A 19719-nucleotide genomic window follows, 5' to 3' on the forward strand; every position below is an offset into this window, starting at 1 on the left:
TATAAGAGCTTAGCGACTATTGGTGGTTGCGTTCGCCGGGCGGCTCTGCTAATAATGCATCAAATGTCAATAACAATGGCTACGGCAACTACAACAATAACAATGTCAACAATGAAAGTGTCGCTGTACGCCCCGATTTGAATGTACTTTGCCTGAAAGCAATATCAAGTGATACTGCTCTGTGCACACCTTCAAAGGAATCTCATTCCGTTTCTGTCAGACTATGACAGAAAGAATATATGCTGTTGGATATAAAGACGATTTGAATCTTTTTTATTTTGAAAGCTGAGATTTGTTCTTGGCTTTCCCAACAGCCAAAGGAGAAAGATAATGTGAATAGATTGGATAATATGGCAAGTTTTGAACATTTATACCAAGCACATAAAAAATGTCGTTTGGGCAAACAGGGGGAAGAGGCGGTAATACAGTTTGAGATGAATCTTGCTTTTGAATTAACGATGCTCCATAATGAGCTGCTGGATTATTCGTATCGCTTAGGGGATTATCATGAATTTGTGATACATGATCCAAAATTGCGGATAATACAGGCGTTAGGATATCGAGATCGAGTGGTGCAACATTCACTATGTGATAATGTGTTGCAACCTACACTGGAACCAAAACTGATATATGATAACAGTGCTTGTCGAGTTGGAAAGGGGACACATTTTTCTTTGGATCGGCTTGAAAGTTTTTTTCACAAATATTACAAATTGCATGGATCAGATGGGTTTATATTGAAATTTGATATTCGCAAATATTTTGATTCCATTGATCATCAAGTGCTATTTGCACAAATGAAAAAAATTTTCTTTGACGACAGAGAGATACAAGGGCTTTTGAAAATGATTATAGAAAGCTATTCCCAAAAAGAAGGAAGAGGATTGCCTATGGGAAATCAAAGTAGTCAGTGGTTTGGAATTTATTATTTAAATGAGCTTGATCATTTTATTAAAGAAAAATTGCAAATGAAATATTATACAAGATATATGGATGATGGGATTATTTTGCATCACAATAAAGAACATTTAAAATATGTTTTGCAACAAATGGAATCGTATATTAACGAGAAACTTAATTTGGAATTTAATGAAAAGACGCAAATAGTGCCAATGGCACAAGGGGTGGATTATCTGGGGTTTCATTTTTATTTGACTGATTCCGGTAAGGTGGTTCGTAGATTGCGTACATCCTCTAAAAAGCGTTTTAAAAAGCGACTTCGTGCTTATGAGAGGGCATATAAAAAAGATAAAATCTCCATGCAAGCAATAACACGTAGTTTAGCAAGTTACAAAGGACATTTGTCACATGGTGATACGCATGCGCTATGGAGAGAGCAAATGCAACAGTTTGTCTTGACAAAGAAACAGTATTAGTTGTGTAATGATGGTAAAGGGAATTTATGCATTTATTACAATAAAAAAATAAAAGACGAGGAGGAGACACAAGATGAAACAACACAAAACAACACTCAAACGCTCCATCGCCATACTCATGACATTGGCGATGGTATTGTCGCTGCCGACAGGGATCACCACATCCCGTCAGGCACAGGCGGCTGATTATGGATTAAACAATCCGACCACAGATAGTAATGGAGTGACGACATGGGACTGCGTATACTTCGGAAACTACTGGCAGAATGACACAAACGGTGACGGCGTTGCCGATGAGAATGATGCCAAGCAGCCGATCAAATGGCGTGTGCTGTCGGTAGATGGTGATGATGCGTTCTTGTTGGCGGATCAGAACTGGATGCAGGATCATATAATAAATCCTATACGGATGTTACTTGGGAGACTTGTACCAGACGCAGTTGGCTGAATGGATATGGTGCATCATCTAATGTGGACAGCATTGATTATAGCAGTGACAATTTTATCGATGCAGCGTTTACATCGGCAGAGAAGAATGTCATTAGGCAGGTGACGGTTGTGAATGAAGATAATCCCTACTATGGCACAGAGGGCGGAAATGATACGAAAGACAAGGTGTTTCTATTGTCTATCGCAGAGGCAAGTAATGCGTCATATGGATTTAATAGTACATTTGATACGGATAGTAAGACTCGAGTGGCAACAAATACTGCATATGTTGCCGGAAAAAGCGGGATATCTGGTGTCGGTAAAGCCGACTATTGGTGGTTGCGTTCGCCGGGCGGCTCTGGTAGTACTGCATCGAGTGTCAATAACTATGGCTGCGGCCACTACAACAGTAGCTTTGTCGACTATGTTAGTGTCGCTGTACGCCCCGCTTTGCATTTGAATCTTTCCTCCTCTAATCTTTGGTCCTATGCGGGCACCGTATCTTCCGAGGGAGGAAGCGTATCCGTTGCAACCCCCACGCCGTCAGATGCTGCGAGTGCGCAGGAAAGAAAGTTACAGTGCGATGCCGTATGCACCGTGGATGTAGGTCACACAGCGACAATGTGTGCCAAGGCGTATGAGGATAGTCTGGATGCATTGAAGCAGATGACAAGTCAGGTCACATGGACTTCTTCGAATCCGAGCGTGGCACGGGTCAATTACTATGGATTTATCCTGCCTACGACAGCGACAACGCTTGCTACGGCAAATGGCTCTAAGGAAGTATGGGATGCGACAGGTTTGTGGTCCGTGGACGGAATCTCGGAGGGAACGGCAACCATTACCGGAACGGCGGCTGACGGTTCTACGACCACCTGTGAAGTGACGGTGACAACTCCGACATCGGATAGTGAGACCAAAGGAAATGGCGGCAGTTTGATATTGGGAGAGGATGTTTCCGGTACGACAGACGATGAGACAGCCCAATTCTTTCCGCAGAACTGGACTTTAAAAATTTCTTCTTTTCCGATCACGATAACTCGTAAAGTGGATCAGGAAGATGGCAGCTATACGATCCGCGGAAGTGTTGGAATTGGAAAGAGCGACTGGTTGGATGAAGATGCGAAGTGGACGACTTTCAAGAAAGATGTAGAGGAAGCGAAAAAGAATTCAGGGCAATATAATTGTCTGAACGAATGCAGAAACACATGGGGTGTACAGGCACTGAATGTGATGGATGTCAGTAAATTAAGCAAAAAGCCAACAATATCTGCGATGGGATATTTTGAAAACAAATATGACAAAAATGGCAATAAAATATCAGGGACAGGAGCACTGGCTATGGACGCGGAATGGAAAGGGAGTGTAAGCTGGCAGTTTGCGACACCGATCGGTCCGATGTACCTGAATTTGAGCGGTTCCGGAAAACTGTCCGGAGAGATTAAGGGGGAGTATGACTATGCACAAAAAACATTTCCGTCACTTGGCGGAAGTGTAAAAATCACACCGGCCATCGGCTTAGAAGGTGGTTATGGAATTGATAAGGTTGCGGCAATTGGTGCGAAAGGATCTGCTTCATTTCCTGTCACGATACTTCCTGCAACAAAGGGGGAGATTCAAGTAGAGGCAGGGGTTCATGTCAAGGTGGCATTTGTCATTGATTGGAATCACACTTTGGCAAAAAAGAGTTGGACAATGTGGGATACGACAGGCAAAAAGAAGCTGGGGATCCTAGACGATGTTTCCCTGAGTGACGGGGTTCTGTCTGCGATGGACACATCCTTTGCGAAGGCAGAAAGCAAATGGTATCCGAAGAAGGATCAGACGAGCTCTTCCCGCAAGAAAGCACAGGCGCAGTCGGATACAAGGGGTATCGTGACGACTTTGAAGGAAGGCATCCTGCCGGCATCGCTGCCAAAGCAGGTACAGATCGGAGACCGGAAAGTTATGGTGTATCAGGCATATGACGCAAGTCGTGAGACGCTCGACAGCTCTGTGCTGAAATATTCTGTATGGGAGAATGGCAGATGGTCCGAAGATCGTGCGGTCTGTGATGATGGCAATGCGGATTTGTTTGCGGATATGAAGGTCGTGAATGGAAAGCTTGTTCTCGTATGGCAAAAGCAGAAAGCGAAGACGGCAGGAGACATCAGTGCCGACAGTGATGCAGTGCTGAAAGAGATGGCACAGAATTCGGAGATTTATTGTTCGATCTTTGATGAGGAGACGGGAACTTTTGGAGAGGCAGTCCGTGTGACGGACAATGATGTTTGTGACATGATGCCGCAGATTTGTGCCAACGGTGAGGATATTACTGTCGCATGGGTCAGAAACGATGCGGGAGACATGATGCAGGAGAGTGGAAACAACAGTATCTGTACGGCTAAGTGGAATGGTACGGGATTTGACGGCGAAGAGGTGCTGTCACAGGCACCCGGCACGATCGATTCTTATACGGTATATGAGAAGGATGATGAGACGGAGACGGTCTATGATGGACAGGCAAACGGCATCAATGCTGTTTTTAATACGAACGGACAGGTAATACCGGCATTGGAAGATTTGATGATGGACACAGAGGATGGTGCAGTATCCGGTCTGCAGTATACAGACGGGGCTGTCAGTATGGTGGTAAATGGTACATTGTATCGTTATCAGATATCCGATGGCAGCGTCGCTTCCTTCTCGGCAGGGGAGAGTGCGTTTGGTTCTGCCGTGCAGTATTGCACCAATGGGGACAAGAGCGGTTATATCTGGAGCAGATATGAGGAAGAGACCGGCAAGGGGCAGATCCTGGCATCTATGAAGACAGGCGATGGATGGTCAGAACCGGTCGTGGTCTGTGAGCAGGAAGGCACTTACTGGAGATATTTCTCACCGATCCTGAAGGAAGACGGTAACTGGGAGATCGTGGCAAATGCGGAAAATGCCGATTCCGGTCTGAATGCTTTGGTGGACATTACGAAAGAGCAGGCAAATCATTTGCAGCTTGTCAGTGCGTATGTGGATGAGAGTGACATACAGGATGGCAAGACAGCGGTCAGATATATGGTTACCAATACGGAGGATACAGCGATCGATCATCTGGATCTGCTGGTGAAGCTTGCGGATGGAACCATCGTGAAGAAAACGATCTCCGTAAATATCGCACCGGGAGCGAGTGTGGTCGATACAGCGTATGTGGATCTGAGTGATGTGGATACGGAACAGAGTGTGAACATATCGGCAGTGGCAGAGGGCCAGGACGACACGACAGACAGCAGTGTGACGGATCAAGTCGGTCAGGCGGATGTTGCAGTTGAAGCGTCCGGTGAGGAGACAGAAGATCAGCTTACGATCACGGCAGTTGTGAAAAATACAAGTACCATGGCGGCAGACACGGATGTATATTTGTATGGAGATGAGAAAAAGTCATCCCTGCTACAGAGCAGGAAAGGGATTACTCTGCAGGCCGATGGCTCCAAACAGCTCACTTTCACGGTGGATAAGAAGGACCTTACCTATAACAAGAACAAAGCGGCATATCTTACGCTGTATGCAGAGCCAAAGGGCGGAGATTATGATATGAATAACAATACGGCATATGTGATCCTGTATCAGGAAGATCAGGAGCCGTCTGCAACACCAACGGTGAAACCGACCGTTACACCATCCGTTAAGCCAACGGTAAGCCCAACTATTAAGCCATCAGTAAGACCAACGGTCACTCCGGGGGCAAATGCAGCGAAAAATCCAACACATTCATCCACTGCACCGAATACTTCTGTACAGAGCTTCGCAAGGGACAGCGTGTCAAAGACACGAAGACAAAGGCTTACTATAAGATCCTTTCCATCACTTCATCGGGCGGCACAGTTGCTTATGTGAAGCCTGTCGGCAAGAAGAGCAAGAGCATTACGATAGCAGCTTCCGCAGTGCTTGATGGTCATACCTTCAAAGTTGTCGCAGTGTCAGCAAAGGCATATAAGGGTTGCTCGAAACTTCAAAAGGTAACGATTGGTAAGAACATTACATCCATCGGTAAAAATGCGTTTGCCGGATGTAAGAAGTTGAAGAAGATCACGATCAAGTCAACGAAACTAAAGAGCAGTTCCATTGGCAAAAATGCCTTCAAGGGAACGGCAAAGAAGCTGACCGTCAAAGTGCCAAAGAAACAATATAAGGTATACAAGAAGTTTTTGAAGAAAAAGGGGAATGGGATGTTAAAGGTAATAAAGTAAAAATATACAATATTTAGTTACGAGATTATGTTATCATTCCTTAGTCCAAAAAATGCCCCTCTAAGTAAGAGTGCTCTAGATAACTTGGATTTTCGTAATACACACCGGTCCTAAAGTTTGATATTTCATCGCTGATAAAGGAGTTGAAGATTTTAATCAACTCCTTTATTTCTTGACCGGTTTTTGTACAATCAAGAATCATATAACAATATAATTTTCCAATAGAAGTAAAACTGGGGATTTTATACGAACATCCGGAAATAGTATCAAAATCACCAGCCTTTATATGATATGCGTTGATCAATTCCTCGGATACCTGATCGAACGAAAGGCAATGATTTACGGGAGCGTCCTGCAATTGCTTTGCGATTCCCTGTTCGCCAAGCGCATTCACAATAACTTTTCGGCGGTTTTTAGTCTTGCGCCCGGTAAATTCAATTAAGGAACAAATATAAAAAAGGTCATCTTTTTTCACTGTTGTCATAAGCAATTTCGCTCCTTTCGAATGTTAAGCAATTAAGTGCGGCTAATGTATGAAAACTGATTTGATGTGTCGGATATTTAAATTGTGCTAAAGCCCAAAATTGTTCTCTTGAAATATCGCCATATAAATAGTCATTTACATAGTTCCAAATTGTATCATCTGCCATGGGCCCCTCAACTATATCATAATCATGGATGCCGCCTTGGCGGCAAGTGGCAATAAAATCCAGCCATTCATCGGTCATTTTTTCAAATGATAATATATTAAGACGGTTGTTGGGGGTATATTGATAGACGTTTATTGTGGGAGTACCCTCGCCGCGATTTGCCCATCTCACTGCCTGATCGTAGTTATTGGTGCAGTAGAATCCCCAGGAGAAGTCCTTGGTAAATTTGGATTTACGGATTTCTGGAAATTCGACAATCTCTTTGCGCGCATGATATAGAATCAAGTTGTCACCGCCCTTTCTGTGGACTATATATTAGCGTAAATGCAGCACTTCTGAGGTGATGCGGGCCGCATCTATCGTCATCTGATGTGGGCAGATCGGGCTTTCTAATAATCCGTTTTTGATGCAGCGAACGACCTCTGCCACTTCATAAACAAATCCATTTTCTTCACCGCTGTCAAAGGAATCGATGCACTCGTCGGCACTGTTATACAGTTCTGCCCTAGAACCAAAGTGCATTTTAGGAAGGCGAATATATCCGTCTTCGCCGTAAATGTAAGCATCTTCCGGCATTTTAGTGGTAAAAGAGCACTGTAAATTTGCAATACAGCTTTCGAGCTGCAGATTCATACTGACCAGATCATCTACACCTGTAGAATGTCTTGCAACAAAAGCATCCATATCCAGTATTTTTTCATCCACGAGATAAGGCAGCACCTCGAGTGGATAAATGCCGAGATCATACAGAGAACCACCGCCGAGTGCCGGGTCAAAGAGTCGTTTATTGTAGACAGGATCAGCTTTCCAACCGATAGTTGCCTGCATTAATTTTACTTTGCCGATACGACCCTCCCGGATCCATTGCTTGGCAGTTGTTGTTTTTGGCAAAAAACGCGTCCACATTGCTTCCATCAAAAACAAGTTTTTTTGTTTGGCAAGGCTACAGACGGTAAGCGCCTCGTGAGCAGACCGTACCAAAGATTTTTCGCAGAGAACATGTTTGCCGGCTTGCAGACATTGCAATATGTTATCGTAGTGAGCGTTGGTGGTAGTTGCGATGTATACGGCGTCGATGCGAGGGCTGGCGAGTAATTCTGCATAATTTCCGTAATAGGACGGAATATGCTCGCGCGCCGCCCATTCCTGTGCGCGATCCAGTGATTTGCTGGCAACCGCAATGACTTCGGCGTTATCCAGTTGTCTGACGGCGTCTGCAAATTTGCGTGCAATGTCGCCTGCTCCAATAATTCCAAAATGTATCATATTTCATGTGCCTTTCTGTGTTCTGTGATTTGCAGTGGTGCTGCATCGTGATTTGGCAAAAGAATAACATAGGAAGAAAGGCGTGTCAATTTGTAAGCTAATTAGGAAAATAGGATTGATATACCAACATTTTTGTGATATATTTAATTCAAATCAATTTTGTTCAAATGAATTTGAATTAAATATGACGCGGGGAGGCGGTATCAATGTTTATAGGCAGAGAACGAGAACTTGCATCTTTAAAAGAGTTTTATGATAAAGATGGAATTGGAATGACGGTGATATATGGACGCAGACGCATTGGAAAGTCTACGCTTATTGCTGAATTTGTCAAAGATAAAAAAACAATTTTTTATACAGCTACAAAAGTTGGAAAAACCAGAAATCTCGAATTGTTTTCAAGACAGGTAGTGGATCTGTTTATGCCTGGGATGGAGAATATTAGTTTTGGAACATTAGAAGCTGTTTTTGATTTTATTGATAAAAATATAGGTGATGAAAAAATCGTTCTTGTAATAGATGAACTGCCGTATTGGGCTGAAAAAGATGAAGCACTTCTGTCTGTGCTGCAGAAATATATAGATACAGTGTGGAATGACAAGAATCTAAAAATAATTCTGTGCGGGTCTGCGCTTAGCTTTATGGAGAAGAAGGTGTTGAGCGAAAAGAGTCCGTTGTTTGGGAGGCGCAATTCTCAAATTAAATTGGAGGCGTTTAACTATTTGGACGCAGCAAAATTTGTTCCAAATTATTCGAACGAAGATAAGGCAATCTGTTATGGAATTACCGGCGGTGTTGCGAAGTATCTTTCTATGATTGATTCCAATAAAAGCATTGATGAAAACATCGTCAGGCTCTTTTTTAGGACAGATGGATATTTATATGATGAGACAAGAAATCTTTTGACGCAGGAATTTTCAGATATATCATTAGTAAATAATATTATTGAGCAGATCGCATCCGGCGAAAATGCACTTAATATTATTGCGGCAAAGATAGGAGAAAAAGCTCAAACGGTATTGTATTCGTTAGAAAAATTAAGGAATGTGGGGTTGATTGAGAAGAAAAAATGCATCACGGATGAAAAAAATAAAAAGAAGACGCAGTATGTTTTGAAAGATTATATGTTCAAGTTTTGGTATGAGTTTATTCCGAAAGCGACCAGTGTTATTGAGATGGGGCAGGGAGAGATTTATTACACCAAAGTTGTTAAGCCGGTATTGCACTCTTTTATGGGATCAATTTTTGAAGAAATGTGCAGATATTATACGTTGATGAAAGGAATAACCGGTGAGTATGGGTGCTTTATTACTTCTGTTGGTACGTGGTGGGGTGTAGAAAATATCACAGAGAAAGATGGAGAAGTGCGGGCTCAATCTGCAGATATTGACGTTGTTGCTTTATCTGAAGTTGACAAAAAGGCAGTCGTTGGCGAATGTAAGTTCAAGAATGAAAAGATCGACAAAGGTATATATGAAACGCTGATTAGAAGGAGTAAACTTATTTCTGCAAAATATAAAGTTTCAAAGTATATATTCTTTTCGTTGTCCGGATATACGGACTGGTATGACTCGTTTGCCGATGAAGATGTTTTATTGCTTACATTGGATTCGCTGTATGAGTAAAAAACAGGAATACGGTAGGACAATGGGAAAGGAGGAGTATCATGAAACAAAAGGCAGCCAGAAATAAAACAATAGATTTCTCTTTAGAGGAAGGCCATGAGTATTTGGAACGATGCATTTTGGCAGAAAACGGCGATCAGCTTAAAACTGCATTGCAGGACGGCAGTACTATGACTCCGGATGCGCTTTATGATCAATATATTATTGGAGATACATTTCAGGTAATGAAACAATTGCCGCTAAATTTTGTGGATCTGCTGATCGTGGATCCGCCCTATAATTTGGCAAAAGATTATCATGGCAATAAATTTAATGCGGTTGGCAGAGAAGAATATCGGGAATATACCATAAAATGGGTGCGGGAGGTTCTTCCTTTGCTCAAAAAGACAGCGTCTATTTATGTGTGTTGTGATTGGAGATCAAGTTTGATCATAGGTGACGTGCTTCAGGAATATTTTTTGGTGCAGAATCGGATCACGTGGCAGCGCGAAAAAGGACGCGGCGCGAAATCCAATTGGAAAAACGGGATGGAAGATATTTGGTTTGCGACGGTGAGCAGAGATTATACGTTTCATTTGGATGAGGTGAAAGTGCGTAAACGGGTTTTGGCTCCGTATCGGGTAGATGGAAATCCTAAGGATTGGGAGGAAACGGATGAGGGGCGTTTTCGAAATACCTGTCCGTCAAATTTTTGGGATGATATATCGATTCCATACTGGTCTATGCCGGAGAACACGGCACATCCGACCCAAAAACCGGAAAAGTTATTGGCAAAGCTGCTGTTAGCAAGCAGCAGCAAAGGCGATGTTGTTTTGGATCCTTTTGCGGGATCGGGGACAACGGCTGTCGTGGCAAAGAAACTTGGGCGAAAGTTTGTTGCAATTGAGCAGAATCCGTTGTATGGGGCATGGGCGCAGAAACGGCTGGAAATGGCTGAGACAGATGCATCGATTCAAGGCTATGAAGACGGTGTTTTTTGGGAGCGTAACGCCAGAAGATAAAAAAAGGGGCAGGAAATATCCTTGCCCCTTATCTTATAAAATTCAACGGTTATTTTTCAGATTGCATTAACCGAAATATCTCTCAAGCAATCCCTTAAGAGCCTTGCCGTGTCTAGCCTCGTCACGAGCCATTTCATGAACGGTATCATGGATCGCATCCAAGTTATTTTTCTTAGCGCAAGTAGCAAGATCAACTTTACCTGCTGTTGCACCGAACTCGCAATCAACTCTCCAAGCGAGATTCTTCTTAGTGGAAGCTGTCATGTTGCTTTCCAGATCGGATCCTAACATCTCTGCAAATTTAGCTGCGTGCTCAGCCTCTTCGTAAGCTGCCTTTTCCCAATAAAGTCCGATTTCCGGATATCCCTCGCGATGTGCGATGCGTGCCATGCAAAGATACATACCAACCTCGGAGCACTCACCATCGAAGTTTGCTTTCAACTGGTCGAAGATGAATTTCTTGTCTTCATCGCTGATATCAGGATTATTCTTAACGGTCTTGTCATAGATTCCGAACTCATGCTCTGCAGCAAGTGTAAGCTCGCCCTCTACTTTCTTGAACTTGTCTGCGCCAACGTGGCAAACCGGACACTCTTCCGGAGCCTGATCTCCCTCATAAATATAACCACATACTGTACAAACCCATTTTGCCATAATTGTAATCTCCTTTTCTTTGTAATTGTTGTTTAAGATATCCAAAGGTTTCGCTTGCTATGCATTCCTTTGTCATCTCAAGTTATTTGTTGTTAAATACTATCTAAGAATTTCTTAAATAGTAATGATTATCATTTACAAGACTCATTATATCATCTGATCTGATAATGTCAACAGTTTTTTGAAAAAAATTATCAAAAACTTTTCTGCACAATGTTTTACGGCATTTTAGCCTGTGCGCAGTCTGGGCAAAGCCCGGTAAAATAAATCGTATGTCCCTCGATGATGCCGTCAAATCCTGCATTGGCAATCACGTCAATGTGATTGATGCCGTCCATTTCCAGGTCTAAAACATGGTGGCACTTGCGGCAGAAGAAATGGTTGTGAGGCATAACATTGCCGTCGAAGTGGTCGTTGCCATCTCCCATGTCTAAGCGAAGTGCTTCGCCGTGATCTACGAGAAAATTCAAATTGCGATAAACGGTTCCAAGACTGATGTTTGGAAAGTCGTTCTGCAACTGCTCGTAGACGGCTTCTGCGGTAGGGTGTGATGTTGTTGAGAGCAGATATGCTTTGATAGCATCTCGCTGTTTACTATGCCGAACACGTTGCATAAGCACACCTCCTTAAATAGTAATCATTATTGATATTATAAAAATAATATTAGAAAAAGTCAATACAAAATCGGTTTTAGACTTGGCAAAACATCAAAAATACAGATATAATAGAAAAGTGTGTGCAAATGAAAGCAGCATAATACCAAAGGTTTGAAAGTACAGGGGGTGTCCGGCTGTAACATTCCGGACCGGGAGAATATGGAGGATGAGAATGAATTCGATATCACGACAAATGGCGATGGTGAAATTTTACGTTCGCCGAATATATCATAATCTAAAAGTATTTGCCAAATGGGCTGTATTTTCATCGATCACAGGATTGGTCGTCGGTGCATTCAGCACATTGTTTGCGGAATGTTTGAAATTGGTGACGCAGTTTCGGACAGCAAACCCATGGATGATCCTGCTATTACCGCTTGTTGGTATTGTTATTGTATTTTTGTATCATATTTTTCATTATAAAAATGATAAAGGAACAAATATGGTACTTTCCACAATTCATGCGGAAACGGAGCTGCCGTTCAAAATGGCACCGCTTATCTTTATTTCTACGACCCTGACACACTTGTTTGGCGGCTCGGCAGGGCGCGAAGGTGCAGCTTTGCAGTTGGGCGGAAGTATCGGTAATCAGCTTGGCCGCTGGTTTTGCTTTGATGAAAAGGATCGCCGCATTGTTGTTATGTGCGGTATGAGTGCCGCATTTTCGGCTATTTTTGGGACTCCGATCGCTGCCGTGGTCTTTGCGATGGAGGTTGTCAGCGTAGGTGTTATGTATTATGCAGCGTTGGTTCCCTGCGTTTTTGCGTCGCTGATTGCGTCAAAGTTTGCAAGACATATGGGGATTGGACCGGATACATTTCTTATAAAGAAGATACCGGATTTTTTGATTGTGCCAAGCATAAAAGTGATCCTGCTCGCCGTTTGCTGTGCGGCGGTAAGTGTGATCTTTTGCGTGACGCTGCATTCGTTGGGAGATTTTTATCGGGATAAGCTCAAAAATCCATATATAAGGATCGTGGTTTCCAGCTTGGTGATCGTGGCGTTGACGATGGTGTTACATACTACAGATTATATGGGGGCGGGCGTGCCGATCATAGAGAGGGCGATTGCCGGACATGTCGTTCCGCTTGCTTTTGTGTGGAAAATCATTTTTACAGCGTTGACGTTGGAGGCGGGATTCAAGGGAGGCGAGATCGTGCCATCTTTTTGCGTCGGAGCGGCGTTTGGCTGCTTGTTTGGACAGTTGATCGGATTATCGCCGTCGCTTTGCGCTGCGCTTGGTATGGTGTCTGTATTTTGTGGTGTAACCAACTGCCCGATCACGTCGTTATTGATCGCTTTCGAGCTCTTTGGATATCATGGAATTCCGTTTTTTATGATCGCGATCAGTGTCAGCTATTTGCTTTCCGGGTACTACGGGTTGTATCACGACCAAACGATCGTGTATTCCAAATATAAGACGGAGTACATTAACCGCAAGGCGCGCGATTAGAAATAGACTCAAACTACGCACATCTGAAGCAGCTCTCGATAACGTTATTGTGGTGTTTGTTCAAAAAGGGTGAATTGAAAGGGAAAATAGAAAAAAGCTTGACAATTGCGAAATAGTGTGCTAATGTAGTAAAGGTTTTGCGAAAAGTAAAACTCACTGCCGTAGACAGTAGGTGCGGATTTCCGCGTAAGTCTGATTATAGCCGCCTACCGAGGAAGATGAAGTATCTGATATGATAATTTTACTCCTCTCTCTACGTAGAGAGGTTTTTTTATTAGAACTTTTGCGTGCAGTGCAGGGATCTTGCCAGAGCCGGTTATCGGCAGATCTGGGATGATCCTACAAAATAATGGGGCACACCCATAGAAAGGAGATACACTCATGGCAAAAGTAGAGTTGAAACAGCCTATCGTTGATGAGATTAAGGCTAAGATTGATGGTGCTGCAACTGTTGTTCTCGTTGATTATCGTGGACTTACAGTAGAGCAGGACACAAAGCTTCGTAAAGGACTTAGAGAGGCAGGATGCGAGTACAAAGTTTACAAGAACACACTGATGAAGCGTGCTTTCGAGGGAACAGATTTCGCACAGTTGGACAACCTTTTGGATGGACCTTCTGCAATCGCTATTTCTAAGGAAGATGCAACAGCTCCGATCCGCGTATTAAATAACGTAGCAAAAGAGGCTGAGGCATTAGAGTTCAAGGGTGCTGTTGTAGAGGGTACACTTTATGACATTGATGGCATCAAGTCTTTGGCAAGCATTCCTTCCAGAGAAGAACTTATTTCCAAGTTGCTTGGTTCCTTACAGTCCCCTATCACCAATCTTGCTCGTGTTCTTAATCAGATCGCTGAGAAGGGTGACGGTGCTGCAGAGGCATAATTCATGCAATGCAGATGACGCATTGTGCGTCGCAATTTTATGAAACAACGAACCAATTGGTTCACAAAATTACGATTATTACAAATTTTATGGAGGTAAACGAAATGACTACACAGGAATTTATTGATGCTATCAAAGGCATGACTGTTTTAGAGTTAAATGATTTAGTAAAGGCTTGCGAGGAGGAGTTTGGTGTATCCGCAGCAGCAGGCGTTGTTGTTGCAGCAGCAGGTGCTGGCGCTGATGCAGGTGCTGAGAAGGACGAGTTCGACGTTGAGTTGACAGAGGTTGGTCCTAACAAGGTTAAGGTTATCAAGGTTGTCCGTGAAGTAACTGGTCTTGGCTTGAAAGAAGCTAAGGAAGTTGTTGATGGCGCTCCTAAGGTTGTTAAAGAAGGCGCTTCTAAGGATGAGGCTGAGGACATCAAGACTAAGCTTGAGGCTGAGGGTGCTAAGGTTACTCTTAAATAATTTAATGTTGATTCACATCCCAAATTATCGGGAAAAGGATAAACGAATGATGGAAAACGGATCATGCAAATGGTCCGTTTTTTCTCTATACAGGAACATTGACATCTCTGTATAATGTGTCTGAATCAAAACAGTATTTGCATAGAATGTCTGCAATGAAGGGCTATTTGCCTTTTCGGCGTCTGCAGGCGCAATGTTTGCTGGCGGTCATCAAGAGAAAGCTAACTTCATCCCATGATTTTTTCATCGCAACGATACGGCGGTTAAAACCCTGACAGCAGCAAAAGCGTCGGGAAATCCATTGTTTTAGACACATTGTAGATACATCTCCTTCCTTATTTGCAATATGTGGCTGCGGAGAATTTGAGGTATGGGAAGTTTGAGTGGTTTACTATAATATATGCTTTTGGATGGAGGATGTGTTAATACAGGCGAATAATATTATCTCGTGTGATATGTGTGAACAGGAAAGGAAGGACGTGCCATGAAGAAAACAGTATTGATCACAGGTGCTACCGGAGGGATCGGTTTAGCGTTTACAAAGTTATTAGCGAAGAAAGAATATCGTTTGTTGCTGGTATCTTCCAGTGAGAAGCGTTTGCAGCACTTGAAAGAGTTATTGCTGCGTGTAAAGCCCAATTTAGCAGTGGAGATATACGCAGAGGATCTTGCGGTGCAGGGAGCGGCAGGACGATTGTATGATCGGATCGGTAAAGACGGCTGGCAGGTTGATGTGCTGATCAATAACGCAGGCTTTGGTATGGTAGGTGCCGCGCATACGCTGGATATGGAAAAAGAGGAACAGATGCTTCAATTGCTCGTGGTAACGCCGACGCAGTTGTGTAAATGCTGTCTGCGTGACATGTACAAACGTGGTTCGGGAAAAATATTGAACGTAGCATCCGTAGGTGCATTTCAACCGGGACCGTATACGGCGTCTTATTATGCTTCGAAGAGTTATCTTTACCAATATAGTCAGGCGATCCGCTTGGAAGCAAAAAAACAGGGTGTTCAGGTGTGTACGCTGTGTCCTGGTTCTACACGAACACATTTCTTTGAAAAAACAGGAGCTAAGACGCCAATTTGGGCAATGTCGCCGGAGCGCGTTGCAAAAGAGGCGTGGGAAGGATTAAATGCGGATAAGGCAGTTGTGGTTCCGGGGATGATAAATCGGCTGCTGCGTCTTGTGCCGGCACAGATCAAAGCTTACGGCGTGGCGCTGCTAAAGAAACATACCTAAAAGGACACTATTAAAATCGAAAGAAAATGGTAGCCATAGTGCTATAAAAGAAATCTGCCTAAAAAGAGCAACAAAAAAAGCCCCTACCCAACAGTCCGTGCTGTCAAATTGGGACTTTCATGCGCGATCAGGGGTTCGAACCCTGGACACCCTGATTAAGAGTCAGGTGCTCTGCCAACTGAGCTAATCGCGCAAAACGTATTGTTTTACAACGAAATATATTATAGCAAAGCAACCTGCGAAATGCAAGCGTTTTTTGAAAAAAATTACAAAAAACTAAAAAACATAAAAAATGCGTAATGAAAAGTCTTTATAAACAATCACCGATTCAAAATTGTTTGTCATAGTTTTTGCCCACATAATAAGTCAATACAGCATCTTTCGCGCGATACCATTCTTTAAGGATGGTTTTGCTTCCGCAGAACAGATCAAAGGATTGCAGCTCTTTGGTGTCATATACCTTTTTGGGTCTGATCGTTGTCAGATTTTTCTCTTTGGAAAGGCGCAGACCGGTATCGAACAGTGTTCCGTAATCCAGACAGTAGTAAGTGCCGTTTTTGGCACCATGTGAGCGCAGAGTGTTTAGTGTGCTTGGCCCAGCCGGATCGCCGTAAACTAAGAGATAACATTCATTCTTGCGCAGCAAAGGTGTAATGTTGCTGCTTTTATAGACGGCAGAAACGGAATTCGCATCCAAACAAGGACTGTCGAAAGTATAAGCATCGATCGTATTGCCGACTTGCAAAGGATGCGTCGACTTGATGTTCTTTAACAGTTTTAACTTATACGTTGCAAAGAGAGAATTGTATTTCACATCTTCGGTCACCTGAAAAATGCCGACGTTTTTGTATTCGTCATATAAATGCTTGATGTTCTTTTTGCGCTGCGCCGTCCGGATACTTTTGAGCCAGTTGGTGGATGTCTCGTCTTTATCGAGCAGCATATCACGCTTGAGAAACTGCACTTTTGAGATGGAACGAGCGCCGTATCGTGCTGTGTAGGAAGCAACAGGAGCTTTGGGAGTGGAGAGCTTTTCACTCAAAAGCTTTTGCGAGTACAGCAATGCTGCCCCCACACAAAATAATGCAAGTGCGATGAGGGTTACGGAAAACCAATAGTTTTTCTTGTTTTTCTTAAGGTTTTCTTTGCTCATAGCCGATTCTGATTTATGATTTCCTGTATTTCTGCGAACTGTTTTTAATCTGCTTTCTATACTCAATTGTATTCCTCCTCTATGGCCAATGGAAATGTAACGATCACTTTGAACAGATCGCCGTCAACGTGCAATGCGAGAGTACCATTCATTAACTCGGCCAGATTTTTAGCAATGGACAAGCCAAGCCCATTACCTTGTGTGCTGCGAGAACTGTCACCGCGTACGAAACGCTCCAGTAATGCATCGGTGCTCTGTTCCAGAGGGTATTGCGATGTGTTACGGAAAGTGATCTGTGCACATTGGTCGACTGTGGCGAGATCGATATAAACACGGGTGCCGGGTTGTGAATATTTACATATATTACCCATTAAATTATCGAATATGCGCCAGAGATGTCGACTGTCTGCGGTAATGACAAGGTCCGGTAGATCTGCGTTATCGACGTTCGGATCGATCATAGGGGTACTTTGCTGCTTGCGAAGGATCAATTCTAAACCTGCCTGAGTTAGTTTGTCGGTAAATTCACCGGCAGTTTGTGCCAGCAGTATATTTAAGTTGCAAGGTTCCGGGCAAACGGTTAGATTGCCGGTTGATGCTTTGGAGGCCTCGATCAGGTTCTCGATCAGCTTTTTTAGCTTGCCGGATTGACGATCAAGGACATCTAAGTATTGCGCCTTTTCTTCCTCCGACAGATTATCTGCTTTTAACAAGTCTACATAATTTATAATAGAAGTTAAAGGTGTTTTTATGTCATGTGACACATTTGTGATCAATTCTGTTCGAAAACGTTCGCTTTTCATCTTGTCCTGCACTGCTATTTGGATGCCGTCCTGCAGTTGATTCAGTGTTTCGGCGTGGCGGCGGAAAGGTCCAAACAATTTTGAGGTGTCCAATTTGGTGGACAGAGCATCTTCGGCGAGACTGCGGCTCGCATCTGTCAGTTTGGTAAATTGTTCCACACAGAATAGAAGAAACAATGCTTCTGCAACTTTGTAAATAGCAAAGGCAATAATTTCAAGATCCGTATTCATGTCGGTTATGCCGATCACAAACAGTTCGATCAGCGTGAGTACGATCCATATGACGCCAATCCTCACTGCTAAATGTATATGTGTGCCGATAAACTCTGACGCCCATTTCAAGTTGTGGGTCAGATTGGATTTAATACGACGTAACAGCTGCATAACGCCGTGGCATACTGTGTATTTGCGGAACGTTTTGGTACCAAGCCGTTCACCCAGATTAACGAAAACAGAGCTTAACAGGAAGAAGAAAAGCACTATTCCGCCAACGGCGAGAAGCAGATTTCCGCTCATTAATAATTTCTTGGACTGTAGTGTGCGCAGCAATAAGAAACTTATAAAGTAGACAACCCAAGCCGATATAAAGGTCATACTACTGAGATAGACCAATAAGGGAATGCGTGTCGTGAAGGAAGGTTTCCCGGATGACTTTAGCAGTATTGTCTGGTGGCAGCACTGGTATAATGCACCAAGTAAAGCAATCAATAATAATGCCGTTACCAAAGGAATGGCATAGCAGATCGGATACAATGTGTTAACAAGCTTGGTCGTGTAGGCAAACAGGTCGTGTTTTGAAGTGTCTACAGGAGTAGAAACTTTGGAACTGATGGAATAGAAGTGTGTTTCGTCCGTGGTCTGTATGCTATAGTATACGGTTGCGTGAACCATTTGTAATGGAATCTGCCTGCCGTTTTGTGTGACGGTCTTTGGATGGTTGTAGGCACCCAGATAATAAATGGCGGCATCTGATTTTGATAAAAACTCAGATGCAGGAAACTGACTTTCCTCGGAACCCCAATAGACCACAGGATCGGTAAGCTGCCAAGAGGCTGCTATACGATCGCTTTTGATATCACGCATTTCAATATCTTTGGTGTAATAAGGTATATCATCTAATATGATGCGAACGGGATTTACGTCATGGATATAATTACGTATATTCAAGTTCTTGTAGCTTTTGTCTACACAGACGTAACAGCTCCGGCGCTTGGAATATTTAAAGGTCAATGAACTTCTGGCACTTGCTACTCCTTTAGCCTTAACCACAGCGAAGGCGGTTGGAATTTCGACGGTCCTGACCGGAAAATAGTATTGTGATTTGGTTCGATAGTACAACAGTCCATTGGTAGTGCATTGAATCTGGTCTATCGTTGTAGAGTGTTTTCGGTATAGATCGACATCTGTTCCGTCATAGTCTGTGGTAATGTTGTTTTGCAGGATCGTAGCAAGATTTGGATCCGGCACAGATCGTGTTGCCTTTGTGTCGGTAAATGTAGTGTGATACAGATGTGCAGACGCTGGCTGAGCATCAATTTCCGTATTCCATACACCGAACACGCTGTATTTGAAGTTGGTGATCTTTTTTTTGTTGACAACGGCATCTTCATCTTTCTTTTTGTTGATCTCGCTCATGATGGTAGCTTCGTAATATTTCGTCAACAGATCGTACTTGTTGTTCAAGATTTCTTTCTTGGACTGGTCTTTATACATTCCAAGTTGATAGCATAATAGCGACAATAAAATACCAAGGATCAGACCGGTACCGGTGATCATCGCAATGGCAATAGCACCGATCTGCCGTTTTTGGATTTGGTGATTTGTTTTCATATACTCCTCCA

The 19719-nt window shown here is 43.2% G+C and carries 17 protein-coding genes, 1 tRNA gene and 1 other annotated feature; of the genes, 10 read left to right on the forward strand and 8 right to left on the reverse strand.

Annotated elements, in window-relative coordinates:
- Positions 1 to 332: 332 nt before the first annotated feature.
- From DW981_RS01895 to DW981_RS15505, 4 genes are all read left to right on the forward strand, one after another.
- Entirely contained in the window at positions 333 to 1376 is a 1044-nt protein-coding gene (locus DW981_RS01895) for a reverse transcriptase/maturase family protein (RefSeq protein WP_118506581.1), read from the forward strand.
- Positions 1377 to 1449: 73 nt separating this feature from the next.
- Complete coding sequence (locus tag DW981_RS01900; protein ID WP_118506582.1) at positions 1450 to 1824, forward strand: hypothetical protein; 375 nt, start codon at positions 1450 to 1452, stop codon at positions 1822 to 1824.
- Positions 1752 to 5672 (forward strand): DUF6273 domain-containing protein, encoded by a 3921-nt coding sequence (locus DW981_RS15500; protein ID WP_243034640.1) that lies wholly within the window; start codon positions 1752 to 1754, stop codon positions 5670 to 5672. The genes DW981_RS01900 and DW981_RS15500 overlap by 73 nt, the downstream gene beginning before the upstream one ends.
- A gap of 47 nt (positions 5673 to 5719) precedes the next feature.
- Positions 5720 to 6025, forward strand: a complete 306-nt coding sequence (locus DW981_RS15505; RefSeq protein WP_243034636.1) for a leucine-rich repeat protein — start codon at positions 5720 to 5722, stop codon at positions 6023 to 6025.
- A gap of 40 nt (positions 6026 to 6065) precedes the next feature.
- Here the strand turns inward: DW981_RS15505 and DW981_RS01910 are convergent, their stop codons facing one another.
- The 3 genes from DW981_RS01910 to DW981_RS01920 are packed head-to-tail and all read right to left on the reverse strand — an operon-like array spanning position 6066 to position 7941.
- Positions 6066 to 6509 carry a hypothetical protein gene (locus tag DW981_RS01910; protein WP_118506584.1) on the reverse strand — a complete coding sequence of 148 codons (444 nt, stop codon included), beginning with the start codon at positions 6507 to 6509 and terminating at the stop codon, positions 6066 to 6068.
- Positions 6487 to 6957 (reverse strand): DUF3990 domain-containing protein, encoded by a 471-nt coding sequence (locus tag DW981_RS01915; RefSeq protein WP_118506646.1) that lies wholly within the window; start codon positions 6955 to 6957, stop codon positions 6487 to 6489. Before DW981_RS01915 ends, DW981_RS01910 begins: the two co-directional genes overlap by 23 nt.
- 33 nt (positions 6958 to 6990) lie before the next feature.
- Positions 6991 to 7941: a Gfo/Idh/MocA family oxidoreductase gene (locus DW981_RS01920; RefSeq protein ID WP_118506585.1), complete on the reverse strand. Its 951-nt coding sequence runs from the start codon at positions 7939 to 7941 to the stop codon at positions 6991 to 6993.
- A 206-nt stretch (positions 7942 to 8147) separates the two neighbouring features.
- Between DW981_RS01920 and DW981_RS01925 the strand changes: the two genes are divergently transcribed.
- On the forward strand, positions 8148 to 9566 hold the full coding sequence (locus DW981_RS01925) for an ATP-binding protein (protein ID WP_118506586.1): 1419 nt from the start codon (positions 8148 to 8150) through the stop codon (positions 9564 to 9566).
- Between the two features lie 41 nt (positions 9567 to 9607).
- Complete coding sequence (locus tag DW981_RS01930; RefSeq protein WP_118506587.1) at positions 9608 to 10567, forward strand: DNA methyltransferase; 960 nt, start codon at positions 9608 to 9610, stop codon at positions 10565 to 10567.
- Positions 10568 to 10633: 66 nt separating this feature from the next.
- On the opposite strand, the gene DW981_RS01935 is transcribed toward DW981_RS01930, so the two are convergent.
- The gene (locus tag DW981_RS01935) at positions 10634 to 11221 is read right to left on the reverse strand and encodes an NADH peroxidase (protein WP_022024284.1); all 588 of its coding nucleotides are present in this window, start codon (positions 11219 to 11221) and stop codon (positions 10634 to 10636) included.
- A gap of 218 nt (positions 11222 to 11439) precedes the next feature.
- Positions 11440 to 11835: a transcriptional repressor gene (locus tag DW981_RS01940; protein ID WP_022024283.1), complete on the reverse strand. Its 396-nt coding sequence runs from the start codon at positions 11833 to 11835 to the stop codon at positions 11440 to 11442.
- A 214-nt stretch (positions 11836 to 12049) separates the two neighbouring features.
- On the opposite strand from DW981_RS01940, the gene DW981_RS01945 reads away from it, so the two are divergent.
- The 4 genes from DW981_RS01945 (at position 12050) to DW981_RS01960 (ending at position 15922) form a co-directional block, all read left to right on the forward strand.
- Positions 12050 to 13330 (forward strand): chloride channel protein, encoded by a 1281-nt coding sequence (locus DW981_RS01945; protein ID WP_243034637.1) that lies wholly within the window; start codon positions 12050 to 12052, stop codon positions 13328 to 13330.
- A gap of 141 nt (positions 13331 to 13471) precedes the next feature.
- Positions 13472 to 13612, forward strand: a sequence feature (ribosomal protein L10 leader region).
- 99 nt (positions 13613 to 13711) lie between these two features.
- A complete protein-coding gene (rplJ, locus tag DW981_RS01950) occupies positions 13712 to 14212 on the forward strand; it encodes a 50S ribosomal protein L10 (protein ID WP_118506589.1) in 501 nt (166 codons plus the stop codon).
- A gap of 104 nt (positions 14213 to 14316) precedes the next feature.
- Positions 14317 to 14682, forward strand: coding sequence for a 50S ribosomal protein L7/L12 (gene rplL, locus DW981_RS01955; protein ID WP_182434089.1), 366 nt, complete (start codon positions 14317 to 14319; stop codon positions 14680 to 14682).
- 484 nt (positions 14683 to 15166) lie between these two features.
- Positions 15167 to 15922 (forward strand): SDR family oxidoreductase, encoded by a 756-nt coding sequence (locus DW981_RS01960; RefSeq protein WP_118506590.1) that lies wholly within the window; start codon positions 15167 to 15169, stop codon positions 15920 to 15922.
- A 120-nt stretch (positions 15923 to 16042) separates the two neighbouring features.
- Here the strand turns inward: DW981_RS01960 and DW981_RS01965 are convergent.
- From DW981_RS01965 to DW981_RS01975, 3 genes are all read right to left on the reverse strand, one after another.
- Positions 16043 to 16115: transfer RNA gene (locus tag DW981_RS01965), tRNA-Lys, on the reverse strand.
- Positions 16116 to 16250: 135 nt separating this feature from the next.
- The gene (locus DW981_RS01970) at positions 16251 to 17141 is read right to left on the reverse strand and encodes a hypothetical protein (protein ID WP_118506591.1); all 891 of its coding nucleotides are present in this window, start codon (positions 17139 to 17141) and stop codon (positions 16251 to 16253) included.
- On the reverse strand, positions 17138 to 19708 hold the full coding sequence (locus DW981_RS01975; protein ID WP_182434090.1) for a HAMP domain-containing sensor histidine kinase: 2571 nt from the start codon (positions 19706 to 19708) through the stop codon (positions 17138 to 17140). Before DW981_RS01975 ends, DW981_RS01970 begins: the two co-directional genes overlap by 4 nt.
- Between the last annotated feature and the right edge of the window lie 11 nt (positions 19709 to 19719).

The organism is Clostridium sp. AM49-4BH (assembly GCF_003478335.1).
GTDB lineage: Bacteria > Bacillota > Clostridia > Lachnospirales > Lachnospiraceae > Butyribacter.

Coding starts and splice junctions, on each gene's coding strand:
- DW981_RS01900 (WP_118506582.1), top strand. CDS start 1,450: ATGAAACAACACAAAACAACACTCAAACGCTCCATCGCCATACTCATG.
- DW981_RS01910 (WP_118506584.1), bottom strand. CDS start 6,509: ATGACAACAGTGAAAAAAGATGACCTTTTTTATATTTGTTCCTTAATT.
- DW981_RS01920 (WP_118506585.1), bottom strand. CDS start 7,941: ATGATACATTTTGGAATTATTGGAGCAGGCGACATTGCACGCAAATTT.
- DW981_RS01925 (WP_118506586.1), top strand. CDS start 8,148: ATGTTTATAGGCAGAGAACGAGAACTTGCATCTTTAAAAGAGTTTTAT.
- DW981_RS01930 (WP_118506587.1), top strand. CDS start 9,608: ATGAAACAAAAGGCAGCCAGAAATAAAACAATAGATTTCTCTTTAGAG.
- DW981_RS01935 (WP_022024284.1), bottom strand. CDS start 11,221: ATGGCAAAATGGGTTTGTACAGTATGTGGTTATATTTATGAGGGAGAT.
- DW981_RS01940 (WP_022024283.1), bottom strand. CDS start 11,835: ATGCAACGTGTTCGGCATAGTAAACAGCGAGATGCTATCAAAGCATAT.
- DW981_RS01945 (WP_243034637.1), top strand. CDS start 12,050: ATGAATTCGATATCACGACAAATGGCGATGGTGAAATTTTACGTTCGC.
- rplJ (WP_118506589.1), top strand. CDS start 13,712: ATGGCAAAAGTAGAGTTGAAACAGCCTATCGTTGATGAGATTAAGGCT.
- rplL (WP_182434089.1), top strand. CDS start 14,317: ATGACTACACAGGAATTTATTGATGCTATCAAAGGCATGACTGTTTTA.
- DW981_RS01960 (WP_118506590.1), top strand. CDS start 15,167: ATGAAGAAAACAGTATTGATCACAGGTGCTACCGGAGGGATCGGTTTA.
- DW981_RS01975 (WP_182434090.1), bottom strand. CDS start 19,708: ATGAAAACAAATCACCAAATCCAAAAACGGCAGATCGGTGCTATTGCC.